General features: G+C 47.6%; 9 protein-coding genes. 4 read left to right on the top strand and 5 right to left on the bottom strand.

The genetic code is table 11. The features are described 5' to 3' along the window. Positions 1–120: 120 nt before the first annotated feature. Entirely contained in the window at positions 121–1,713 is a 1,593-nt protein-coding gene (locus KJS52_RS24585) for an alkaline phosphatase family protein (protein WP_213519936.1), read from the top strand. Positions 1,714–1,830: 117 nt separating this feature from the next. Here KJS52_RS24585 and KJS52_RS24580 read toward each other — a convergent pair whose 3' ends face one another. The 5 genes from KJS52_RS24580 to KJS52_RS24560 form a co-directional block, all read right to left on the bottom strand. Further along, positions 1,831–2,598, bottom strand: coding sequence for a DUF4241 domain-containing protein (locus KJS52_RS24580; RefSeq protein WP_213519935.1), 768 nt, complete (start codon positions 2,596–2,598; stop codon positions 1,831–1,833). Positions 2,599–2,634: 36 nt separating this feature from the next. After that, the gene (locus tag KJS52_RS24575) at positions 2,635–3,882 is read right to left on the bottom strand and encodes an MFS transporter (RefSeq protein ID WP_213519934.1); all 1,248 of its coding nucleotides are present in this window, start codon (positions 3,880–3,882) and stop codon (positions 2,635–2,637) included. Between the two features lie 6 nt (positions 3,883–3,888). Beyond that, positions 3,889–4,356 (bottom strand): MerR family transcriptional regulator, encoded by a 468-nt coding sequence (locus KJS52_RS24570; RefSeq protein WP_246563921.1) that lies wholly within the window; start codon positions 4,354–4,356, stop codon positions 3,889–3,891. Positions 4,357–4,519: 163 nt separating this feature from the next. Next, positions 4,520–7,144: a family 16 glycosylhydrolase gene (locus KJS52_RS24565; protein WP_213519933.1), complete on the bottom strand. Its 2,625-nt coding sequence runs from the start codon at positions 7,142–7,144 to the stop codon at positions 4,520–4,522. A gap of 449 nt (positions 7,145–7,593) precedes the next feature. After that, complete coding sequence (locus KJS52_RS24560) at positions 7,594–8,337, bottom strand: glycoside hydrolase family 16 protein (RefSeq protein WP_213519932.1); 744 nt, start codon at positions 8,335–8,337, stop codon at positions 7,594–7,596. A 148-nt stretch (positions 8,338–8,485) separates the two neighbouring features. Here KJS52_RS24560 and KJS52_RS24555 point away from each other — a divergent pair, with 148 nt between their 5' ends. The 3 genes from KJS52_RS24555 to KJS52_RS24545 are packed head-to-tail and all read left to right on the top strand — an operon-like array spanning position 8,486 to position 12,018. Continuing rightward, a complete protein-coding gene (locus KJS52_RS24555; RefSeq protein ID WP_213519931.1) occupies positions 8,486–9,406 on the top strand; it encodes an ABC transporter permease in 921 nt (306 codons plus the stop codon). Between the two features lie 14 nt (positions 9,407–9,420). Beyond that, positions 9,421–10,305 (top strand): carbohydrate ABC transporter permease, encoded by an 885-nt coding sequence (locus KJS52_RS24550; RefSeq protein WP_213519930.1) that lies wholly within the window; start codon positions 9,421–9,423, stop codon positions 10,303–10,305. A gap of 39 nt (positions 10,306–10,344) precedes the next feature. After that, positions 10,345–12,018: an extracellular solute-binding protein gene (locus KJS52_RS24545; protein WP_213519929.1), complete on the top strand. Its 1,674-nt coding sequence runs from the start codon at positions 10,345–10,347 to the stop codon at positions 12,016–12,018. Positions 12,019–12,263 lie beyond the last annotated feature (245 nt).

The following is a 12,263-nucleotide window of genomic DNA, read 5'->3' as shown; positions in this document are numbered from 1 at the left end:
CCCGTGCTCTGTAGTATATCTGCTTATCCGAGTACATTATATCATCAAACGGTAGGGTTGATGGTGCAACTTTCATTGTATTTTTGTGCCTTGAGCACAGCGAAAGGAATGAGACTTAACATGAACAACAGAACGAGAAAAGCTACGATATGGATAGCAAGCTTAATTGCAGTTGCAGGAGTGGCGGCTTGGCTCATATTAGCGATTTCGATAACACCCGAGCGCAAGCTTGAGGCAGCTAGTGGTGAATTCAGCGGCAAGCCCGTTATTGTGCTGCTGGTCGATTCATTAATGAGCAAGCCTTTGCAGCAGGCAATGAAGGAAGGCAAAGCGCCTGCCCTTGCCTTTCTGGCGAAAAAAGGCGAGTTTCACCCTGAAGTAGTTAGTGCCTACCCGACGATGTCGGTTTCCATCGACAGCACGATTTTAACAGGCAGCTACGCAGACCAGCATCATGTGCCAGGCTTAATATGGTTTAGTGAAAAGGAACAGCAAATGATCAGCTACGGCAGCGGTCCGCATGAAATTTTAGTTAATGGCGTTAAAAATGTGCTGCAGCATAGCATCATTCATCTCAATCAGCAGCATTTAAGCCGAAATGTGCAAACCATATATGAGAAGCTGGCGCAGCAGCAAATACCGTCTGCTTCGATCAACGGCCTTGTATATCGCGGCAATACGCCGCATCAACTGCACATTCCGAGGCTGCTGGCGCATGTTGATCTGCTGCCTGCAGAAGTGACGACTGCCGGTCCTGAGCTGCTCTCGCTTGGCGTAATGTCGCAGTACAGCAAGCAAAATGACCAGTACAATTATCCTTGGGACAGACTCGGCTTCTCTAATCAATTTACCGTCAATGAGCTAGCCAGCATAATTAAGCAAAATAAGCTGCCAGCATTTACTTTTGCCTATTTGCCTGATGCGGATGCTCAGCTGCACAAGCATGGACCCGATGATTTGCAGGCGATTGAACACGCAGATCAATCGCTGCAGCAGCTGCTTGATTTATATGGAAGCTGGGAAGCTGCGGCGGACGCTGCAATCTGGATTGTGCTTGGCGACAGCGGTCAGTCGCTTGTTGATAGCAATAAACAGCAGGCACTAATTAAAATGAATGAGCTGCTCGGCAAATACAGCCTGTGGAGTCCCAAAAAGCAGGATGCTCAGCTGGCATTGGCACTGAATGAACGCATGAGCTACATTCATATTCTAGACAACAGCATTAGCTATTCCGAGCTCGTTGATACGCTTAAGCAGGATAAACGCATTCGCTTTATAGCCTGGCATGAGCACGGCAAAAACATCGTTGAGGGCGCCGACTTTGCAGGACAGCTGAGCTTTGCACCGCAAGGCGGCTACCGAGATCAGTACAATCAGCAGTGGGACATTGAAGGCGAGCTGCCAATTCTGGATTTGACGATTGATGATAAACAGCAAGTGAGCTACGGACAATATCCTGATGCTTTGGCGCGGCTGCATGGGGCGCTGCATGCTCAGAGCGGCAGCATTGTCATCATCGATGTCAAGCCTTCCTATGAACTGCATGAGCGCCACAGCTATAACCATGTAGGCGGAGGCTCTCACGGCTCGCTGCATCAAGCGGATTCCTTAGTGCCGCTGATCGCCGTCGGCGCCAGCAAACCGCTTGAGGATAAGCGTCTCGTTGCACTGCAGTCTTGGTTGATGACGTTAATATTAGATCAAAGCAGCTAGCAAATTTTCCGCTGAACATATAAGAAGCTCCTCGCCGCTTATTCCAGGCAGCAAGGAGCTTCTCTACTTTGTCTTTGCACAAATATATAAATTTAATTTCGATATGATGCCAACACTTCAGTTTTCATCCTCGTACTCTTCTTCGTCCTCATCCTCATAAGCCAACTCAATATCAATAAACTGCACAACAATTTGACAAATTTGCCCTGCTGCATCATACCCCCAATAAACCGGGTAGGCTCCATCGCCAAACCCGCTTTGAAAAAACGGAAGATGATAATCGCTATTCGGAATTTTCCAGTTGATCCAGTCTCCACCCGAACGTTGATACTGCGGATGCTGCTTATAGCTATCTGCAAACAGAGCGGCGAAGTAATCATCATAAATATTTTTGTCAGGATTGTGCTGTCGCCAGCTCTGTTCAAATTCAATATAAGCCTGCTGGACCTGCTTATCGCAAATGCATGCCAAGCCTGCATCTACGTTGAAGCCGAAAAACTCTCCCTCTTCCAGTCCCTGCAATTGCTCATTTCCGACGAGCGCTTCCTCGAAGCGAACCGCTTCTGCATCGCTGAAACGCAGGCGCACAGCAGCGTAGCGGTCGCAATCGCCTGATTCATCCCGCTTAATGACGCAAACCTCAGTACGATAAGTGCCGACAGGTGCTGTTTGAAAATAGGGCTGTCCATCATTTTGCGTTAAATAGCATAACGGATCACGCACTAATATTTGTCCGCTCGGAATAGAGCAAGGACCAATATCGATTACCTCCAGCTGCTTGCCTACCAGCTCGGGCAGACTAAAATAATGATTCAAATTAACTGGACTGGCCAACACTTCGCGCTTCTGCTGCCGCAACGAAAGCCATTCTTCAGTAGGCTTCATTACATCATCCCCTTCTGGTATGAGGTTTACCACTCGTCAATGCGACACTGCCAGCTCATCCACATGTTTGATTGCCCGATGATTAGTGAGCAGAAAAACAACAGATAATAAGACGAAGCTGCCGCCCACATAGAACGGTACGCTGCTGTTAAACCACTCGGCAAGCTTGCCTGCCAAAAATGGCGCGATCGCTCCGCCGATAAAGCGAAGGAAGCTGTACGCCGCAGAAGCAGTTGATCTTTCAACGGGAGCAGCATTCATAACGGCAGTCGTAATAAGCGTGTTATTGTTGCCGAGCAGCGCACCTGCAAAAATAATGCCAAATACTACTACCCATTTTACATCAACAAACAGCGCCATTGCCAGCAGCGTCAAGCCAAACAAGCCAAGCAGCGCAATCATTGATTTAACAGTACCGACAGCCTGCTGCAAGCGAGGCGCCATAAATACCGAGGTAACTGCAAGCAGAATACCCCAGCCAAGAAAAATATAACCGATGCCATGAATATCAACACCCATATGCTCAAGCACAAAAGGAGCGTACGCCATCAATGTAAAAAATCCGAAATTGTATAAGCAAGCGGTAATACCAAGCACCAGCAAGGAACGATGCTTTAATGCTTTGAATGGCTCGCTTAACGCCAGCTTCTTATGCGGCTTTGCTGCTGCCTTCGGCTTCGGCATCATAAACAGTAACGCCAAAAATGCGATTAGCATCGACACAGCCACGCCGAGAAAAGGCGCTCGCCACGATATAGCGCCAAGCTCGCCGCCTAGCAAAGGACCAATCGCGATTCCAAGGCCGATCGCGGCTTCATACAAAATAATCGCTTGTGCTACTGTTCCGCTCGTTAGTGTCGTAATCGCCGTCAACGCGGTTGCAACAAAGAGCGCATTTCCTAGCCCCCAGCCGCCGCGATAGGCAACAAGCTGCCATATGCCATTAGAAAATGCACCTAGCAAGCAAAATAAAATAATGATGCCTATACCTGCAAGCAGCGTATTTTTCATGCCTAGACGAGATGTGATCGTGCCTGTAATAAGCATCGCTACAGCCATAACGGCATTGTAGCTTGTAAAGAGCAGCGTGACCTGGCTTGCCGATGCCTCTAATTTGTGAGAAATGGCAGGCAATATCGGGTCAACTAGCCCAATCCCCATGAATGCAAATATGCAAGCGAAAAAAACAGCCCATACTGCTTGGGGCTGATGTAAAATGCTTGATTTATGATGCTTGATTAGCTCTTGCTCTGACTGTGATGCATGTACTGCAGCTTTACTCATGTTGTCTCACTCCTGATTCTCTGTCTGACTCTCTTGTTGTTTAAATTGCTTGATTCGCTCATTCAATTGCTTAACCTCTGAGCGGATGCGGTTGATTTTGGCCAGCTTTTCATCGATGACTATCAGCTGATCCTCAAGCTTTCGTTCAAGCCGATCAAGCGTATCCAGCTTTAGCGGTCCATCCGGCTCAGCACGATATTGCTGACGCAAAGCATCGATTTCATCGACAAGCACAATATACTCCTGCAATTCGCCCAGTGAAAATCCAAGCGCATCTCGCATATCCGTCAATGCTTTAAGTCTAACAATATGAGCGTCCGTATACAGACGAAAGCCGCCCTCGCTGCGCTCTGGAGGCGGAATTAAGCCAAGCTCCTCATAGTAGCGGATCGTGCGCTTCGTCAGTCCGCTTAGCTGTGCCGCTTCATCAATTTTATAAATACGATCACCTTCTTTTCGCTTGTTGATCCTCAAATCTTATACATTTATTTTATCAATATATAACCTTTACGTAAACGTTAATTTTATACAATGAAGTTATATCGAAGCATAAACGCAAGCAAAAACAAACAAGCAAGCTCAGAGCGGCTATTAGATTACCCGCTGCTGAAGCTTGCTTGCTGTCACTCATCTTCAGTTATTCCGGCGTTCCTTGCGTTACCCCGTGAACATAAGTGAACCAAGGGGTATCAAGCGCTCCTTGCCCTGGATTATACGTAAAGAAGTACTCAACCGTATCTCCATGCTGCAAATTATTAACGGGGTAAGTATAATTGCCGTTCCCGATTGGTGTCATCGCTACATTAAGCTGTCCGCCGTTATTGATCTTGTAGTGCAGATCAGCAAAGGTAGCACCATTGACATAAAACAGCAGATCGTCGCCAATTTTCTTCAAGCCGCGCACTGCATCGCCGATAACGATCACAGTCGACGGAGCCGACACAACCGTAATCGTGGCAGTAGCTGTTTTATTGCCGTCCGCAGTTGTAGCTGTAACAGTAGTCGTGCCTGGCGCAATTCCCGTTACAAGGCCATTTAGGCTTACGGAGGCGATTGCGGAGTTGGCTGTCGTCCACGTCACTTGCTTATTCGTAGCATTGGATGGGGCAACATTGGCGGTTAACTGTACGCTTTGCCCCGCTTCTACTTGAGCAGTGCTCGGATTCAAGGCAACTCCAGTAACAGGCACATTTCCAGGGTTGCCCCCGCCAGTGCCTTCCTTGTAAACACGCACATAATCCACCTGCATCGTAGCAGGGATATCTGACGGATCTGGCGCAAGACCACCATCAAAGTGACCGCCAATCGCCAAATTCATAATGAGGTAGAACGGCTGATCGAACGGTGCATTCGGATTGTTCGGCGCTGCTACAGAATACCATTGCTCTCGCGAAACTTTAAAGAAGAATTTGCCATCCACGTACCATTTAATATTGTCTTCTTCCCAGATCATCGTATACACATGATAATCATTAGCGAAGGTTTGCCCTTCAGGGAAATGATACTCACCCGCAATATAACGGTTCACCGGCCATTGACCGCCAAAATGAACGGCGCCGCTCGTCGTGCCTGGCAAACGTCCCTTCGCTTCCATAATATCAATTTCACCCGATGCAGCCCAAGCTCCATAAACAGAATCCTCCGGAAGCATCCAGAATGCAGGCCATACGCCGTTGCCGGTAGGCAGCTTGGCGCGAATATCGACTCGGCCGTACTGGAAGGTGAAGTGATTCTTCGTATTGATTTTACCGGAGGAATATTGCGCATAACGGTTTGGATCCTGCGGGAATGATTTCGGATCATTTAACGCTCTAATATTCAGCTTACCATCCTCGATAAATACATTTTGCGCGCTGGTTGTATAGTGCTGCAACTCCGCATTTCCCCAGCCCCAGCTATTAGGATCATTGCTAATATAATAGCCTGTTTCATAGCTCCATTTGCTCATATCTAGCGAGCTGCTGTTAAATTCGTCCTGCCAAATCAAATTCATGCCGGCAATGCTTGGATCGCTCGGTGTTCCAATCGCGATATCTTCATGATCGGAAACGTCCGGACGAGGCGCGTTCGGGTTGCCGATCAGCGTATAGTTGACGAAATTGCTGCCGACATTACCGCCCGCCTGCCCATTTAACGGATAGCCGATGCGGATTTGCATATCCTCTTGAATAGGCTGGAACCACAGTCCATAAATGTAATCAGCCCAGTAGCCCCACTGATTGGCATCCGACATATTGTTGTAGCCGTTGCCAGAGTATAAAAATCCGCTCTGGGCAGAGTTGCTTAGATCAACCCACTGTCCGTTAATGTTAATTTGATAGACGAAGTTGCCAAGCTCGCTGCCGATGGCCGCTCCACCGTCAATTTTAGGCAGCGGTATGCCGATCGCGCCGCTCACATCTGCCGTATAAGTCGTCCCATCGTACGGCGTAATCGTATAGGAATTTCTAACCGGCTCGTTAAAAGTAATCGTATAAATCAAGTTTGCTCCAGAGGTTTTAGACTCCAGTTTTACATTAATCGACTCTGTTACTGTAAACCAGTAGCCGCCGCCTCCATCTGTAAATTGGCCGAAGTTGCTGTCATAGATCCAGCCGCTTGCCGCATTATTGTCAATGTCAATCCAGGTGCTGCTGTTTACAGGCTTGACGTATACCTTCAAATCATCCGCTACCGCTTCATAGGTTATTGCAGGATTATTGTTGAAAACGGGATAGGTAAACCCGGCTCCGCCCGTGAAGCCCGCAGTAATTTGCGGCCCTTGCGTTGGCGTCATCGCCGTAATCGTTGTTTTATTAATGTTTTGAAAGACAAGCGTATAATCCAGTGTCACGCCATTGGCTTTGGAGTATAGCTGGATTTCTGTCGTTGCGGAGAGCGTGAACCAATAGCCGTTCATGCCGCCATCGCTCCAATGCCCCCAATTTTGGTTATAAACATAGCCGCTGACGCTGTCGATGTCGACCCAGCTGCCATTGACTTTAACCTTTACTCCCAAATCAGCAGAAACATCGCTCCAAGTAGCTGCGCCTCCGTTGAAAATCGGCATCACAAAGCCATAGCTGGCTTGACCGACGCCTGATTTGGAGATTACAGGTCCGTCCGCCACAGAAAAGTATGTCATAGAGGTAATGGTCGTTCCTGATTCCGCTGCCTGAGCTTTGGATGTTGGCAAGAAACCTACGCTAGCTACCATAATCGCTGCTAAAAGCATGCTTAATAATTGCTTAATCCGTTTCTCCGTACTGTGAAATCGTTTCATAATTGCCTCCCTCTAAATCAAATTTTTTCGCTTGCACGTTCATTTACTGCAGCCAATCATCACCTCCTGTGTAAGCGTTATCGTAAATGTGGATTTTGTAAGTCACCTTTATTCTAGCCAAGGAGTGGAGGAGATGGATAGGTACTAATGTTTTGGTTCTTATCCCATTTTTTTAGAGAGAGAGGAAGTTTAAAAAACTGGGCTTTGATGACGATGCTACTTCTCTGTAGTGGATTCGACGGCGAATATAGCATTCATCGGGAGCCTGCGGTGCTCACGTACCAAAACCGTACGCTGCGCTCCTCATTCCCTAGCTTCATGCTATCTTCTTGGTCCTGAAAGCCCTGCTTTTTAAACCTTTATTGGATAGGAAGTTTAAAAAGCTGGGCTTTGATGACGATGCAGCTTCTCAGTAGCTTAGTCGGCGATGAATTTTGAAAGCAGTTTAATTACTTATATAGCTTTATGTCGGAAATGGTCATGACTGCTGGCAATGCTGCTTCATCGATCTCTACATTGTCATACCAGCCGCCTATGGCGAGGTTGAGCACTATGTAAAAGGGCTGGTCGAATGGCATTACTCCTGGCTCGAGGCTGCGCTCGGCATAGCAATGTCCGTCTACGAGCCAGCGAATGGAGCCGGCATCCCATTCCAGTGCGTAGTCGTGAAATTCATTAATCGTTCCAGCTTCAAATTGGTAGGAGAATTCGTCGGTGCTTTTATCGTCCCATGCCCTGCCGTAATGCAGTGTTCCCGATACTTGCTTGGGCAGACGTCCTCTTGCCTCCATAATGTCGATCTCGCCTGATGCAGGCCACGGCCCGTAAGTCTGGTCCTGCGGCATCAGCCATATCGCGGGCCATAGCCCCTCTCCTATCGGCAGCTTGGCGCGCACAACCAGCTTGCCATAGCAAAAGGAGAAATGGTCCTTTGTATCCAATCGAGCTGAAGTATAGGCAAAGCTGCGCCCATTATGTTCAATCGTTTCGCGGCGTGCGCACAGGTTTAAGCCATGCTCATCGATATACAAATTATTGGAGCTGCCCGTGTAATACTGCTGCTCATTGTTGCCCCAGCCAGGGACTATTGGATTGCCATCATCATCAAGCAGGTCGTTGCCAATCCGAATATTCCAGCTGCTTAAATCAGCTTGCCCCTCTGCAAAACTTTGCTGCCATATAAGCTTGTTCATCCATTATGCACTCCTTTCATTTGCTTCCAGCATACTCCATTTTTGCTACGGGTCAATGAAATCTAAAAAAGTGGGATAGGGTCAAAAATGGTGGCCTTTTTTTTCGACTCTCGTTTACTTTACGATGAAAGGGAAGGGGGCAGGGAGTATGTTCCAAAACAAAGCAGGGACAGTCAAACATTTTTTCAGGCAGTGGCAATTGCAAAGCATGGTCGTACCCGGGATTGTATGGATGTTTATCTTTTGTTATATCCCAATGTTTTGGCTCATCATTGCATTTATGGACTACAGCATTGCCAAACCTGTGCTGGAATCGCCTTTTGTCGGGTTTAAACATTTTGAGGATTTTCTATCAGATGATCGTTTTTGGCGCTCTATCCGCAATACGCTGGGAATGAGCACGATCAAGCTGGTATTGGGCTTTCCAATTCCGATTTTATTTGCCTTGCTGCTTAACGAAATACGCAATATTCGCTTTAAGCGCACGGTTCAAACCATTTCGTACTTGCCGCATTTTATTGCCTGGACGATTTTTGGCGGCATTATGCTCAATTGGCTCGGTGAAGGCGGCGTGATCAACCAGCTTCTGATGTGGCTGGGGCTGCAGGATCGGGAGATTTTGTACAACAGTGATCCTAAATATTTTTGGTGGATTACCTATTTTTCCGATACGCTGAAGGAAACAGGCTGGAGCGCGATCATTTATATAGCAGCGATCGCCGGCATTGATCCAGGGCTGTACGAGGCGGCAGAGCTCGATGGCGCCAATCGATGGCAGCGGATGTGGCATATTACGGTGCAAAGCATTCGGCCTACGATTGCGATTTTGTTTATTCTTGCAGTCAGCGGCATACTTGGCAGCAACTTCGAGCAAATCTTCATGCTGAAAAACAATATGAATATGCGGATGGCGGAAAGCCTTGATTTGTACATCTACAACATGGGCTTGGTATCTGGACGCCACTCCTTCTCAACCGCTGTTCTGTTTGTCCGTTCTATTGTAGCGTTAGGGCTGTTGTTTTTAGCCAACTATGCGTCGAAAAAGCTTACTGGCGATAGCATCTTTTAGAGGAGGTCTAAACCATGGAAAAACGCAGAAGGCTGCGGCGAATCGGAATATTCGAGATCTGCAATACGCTGCTGATGCTGGCAGTTTGCTTTATTACACTGTATCCGATGTGGTTTGTACTCATAAACTCGCTCAATTCGCCAGAGCAGGCTATGCTAGGTACAGCCAACTGGTTTCCAAAGGAAATCTCGTTCGCCAGCTACAGTGTTGTCTTTAACGATAAAAGCTTGATGAACGGCTTTTATATTACGACAATGCGTACTATTATTGGAACGGTCGTCCATGTGCTGTTTACGGCGATTGTCGCATACGGCATGAGCAAAACCAATCTGATCGGGCGTAAAATTTATATGAAAATCGCACTGATTACGATGCTGTTTTCCGGCGGATTGATTCCAACATTTATTTTGATGACGAAGCTGGGGCTGTATGACAACTTTCTAGTTTTCATCATTCCGGCTATGTACACCTTTTTCAATATGGTCATTTTTATGAGCTTCTTCCGCACGATTCCGGACAGTCTGGAGGAATCGGCAAAGGTAGACGGCGCTTCAGATTATGGCGTCCTGTTCAGAATTGTACTGCCGAACAGCATGGCCGTAATCGCTACAATCGCGCTATTTTCCGCGGTCTATCACTGGAATGACTACTATCAAGGCGTCATCTACATCCACTCGCAGGATAAGCTGCCGCTGCAAACGATGCTGTACAAAATTATTGCGGAAAACTCGATGTCGTTCATGCAGCAGCAAGCAATGGCCCAGTTCGGCGCCAGACTGCCGAGCAATTCGATCAAATTTGCATCCATGATGGTAGCAACATTGCCAATTCTGTTAGTCTATCCATTTATTCAGCGCTATCTTGTTAAGGGGGTCATGATTGGCGCGATTAAAGGGTAAATAAAATATTCATCAAAAAAAAGAAAGGATGAGCATGTAATGAAGCGTACTTTTATGAAACTAAGCATGACCATTGCTTTAGCATTCGTTTTGACGATCAGCATAGCCGCTTGTACCAACTCGGGCAATAACGAAAACACGCCAACCAACCAACCGACCAATAACGGGCAAACTAATACGGGCACGACGGAGGAAGCCGCGCTGAATCCTGATGAGCCTGCATGGAAGCTCGATACTAGCCCGGTAGATTTGACCTGGTTCGTAGGCGCCAACTGGTATCCTCACAGCTGGGGAGAAAGCTTGAACTCCAAATATATTAGCGAGAAAACGGGTGTAAACGTTAAAATCGAAGTGCCTTCCGGTGAAGCGAATGAGCATATTACACTTATGATGACGTCTGGCAAGCTGCCGGATCTAATTACGATGGGCTCTTGGGAAACCGCTGTCAAAAAGCTTTGGGAGGGCGATCATGTCTATGCCTTGAATGAGCTGGCGGAGCAGTATGATCCTTACTTCTTCAAGGTGGCGGGCGATGGTACGTTGAAATGGTACCGTCAAGAAAATGGGAACACCTACGGCGTGCCGAATGATTCATACAGCCCTAACCTGATGCATGAAACAGGGATGACGGCTGCCAACCAAACCTTCTTAGTACGCAAGGATCTGTATGAGGAGATGGGCAGCCCTGACTTGACCACCCCGGAAGGCTTCCTTAACGCGCTGCAATTGCTGAAGGATCAATATTCCGAGTACAAGGGTCAGCCGATCAGTCCTTTCTTTGCTCAAGGCAATGTGCCTTATGGCATGACCGAATACTTGCAAAACCTGCTGGCTATTCCACATGAAAAGGATGGCAAGGTGTACGACCGCATTACCGATCCGGATTATATTACATGGCTTAAAACGTTCCGTACCGCATACGAGCGCGGACTGATTAATGTTGACTTCCTGGTTGACTCTGATACTCAGGTTGAGGAAAAAACGAATAATGCCCGTTATTTCATGATGGTACGCGAATGGACGGGAATGTCTGCGGTTAATCCGATGCTGGCTGCAAGCGCGAATCCAGACTCCTACTACATTGCAGTAGATGGACCGCAAAACAGTAATGGCGATAGCGCCAAGCTGTTCCCTGGTAATATGGACGGCTGGATGGTAACGATGATTAGCAAATCCACTAAAAATCCTGAGCGCGCCATTCGCTTCCTAACCTATCTTGTCAGCGAGGAAGGACAACGCGATCTATTCCTCGGCAAGGAAGGCGAAACTTGGGATACGGTGGACGGCAAGCCGCAATTGAAGCCTGAAATGGTGCAGCTGCTGGAAAACGATATTGAAAAGCTGGAGAAGGAATACGGTGTTGCCGATACGTACTGGATGGTACGCAATCCTGTCATCGTCAACCAATGGAGACCTGAAAAAGCTCCTGTCATCAAGCAAATGGAGGATTTCGCTAATGCGCAAGCCGACATTGACAGCGGCATCTACAAGGGCTTGGACCCACTAGGCGACTCTGAAGCGGCAGTGGCATGGTCCCGCATTTCTCAAAACTGGGAAGAAGTGCTGCCTGAGCTTATTACTGCCAAGGACGAAGCGGCATTCGATAAAATTTTCGAGAGCTTCCTTTCCCGTCGTGACGGCTATGGCTTTGCCCAGGTAGTTGAGCATCGGCAGGCTGAGTTAGACGCACGCAAAGCAAAAATGGCCGAGTAAGAGGTAGCGGTAGTTAAAAAGCATGACTTTGATGACGATGCGGTTGCATTGTAGCTTAGTCGACGGCGAATCTTGAACGCTAGCGAAAATTCCGGTGCTCTCGTAGCTCTCCTCTACGCTGCGCTCCTCATTTTCTACTAGCGTTCAACCTTCTTGGTCCTGAAAGCCAAGCTTTTTAAACCTCTATTTTAAGAAGAAGTTTATAAAGCTCGACTTTGATGACGATGTGTTTGCATTGTAGCTTA

Origin of the sequence: Paenibacillus montaniterrae, from assembly GCF_018403185.1 — a bacterium.
In the GTDB taxonomy this organism is placed as follows: Bacteria; Bacillota; Bacilli; order Paenibacillales; family Paenibacillaceae; genus Pristimantibacillus; species Pristimantibacillus montaniterrae.
The sequence above is the reverse complement of the archived record's forward strand: the minus strand, read 5'-3'. Positions and strand labels throughout refer to the sequence as shown.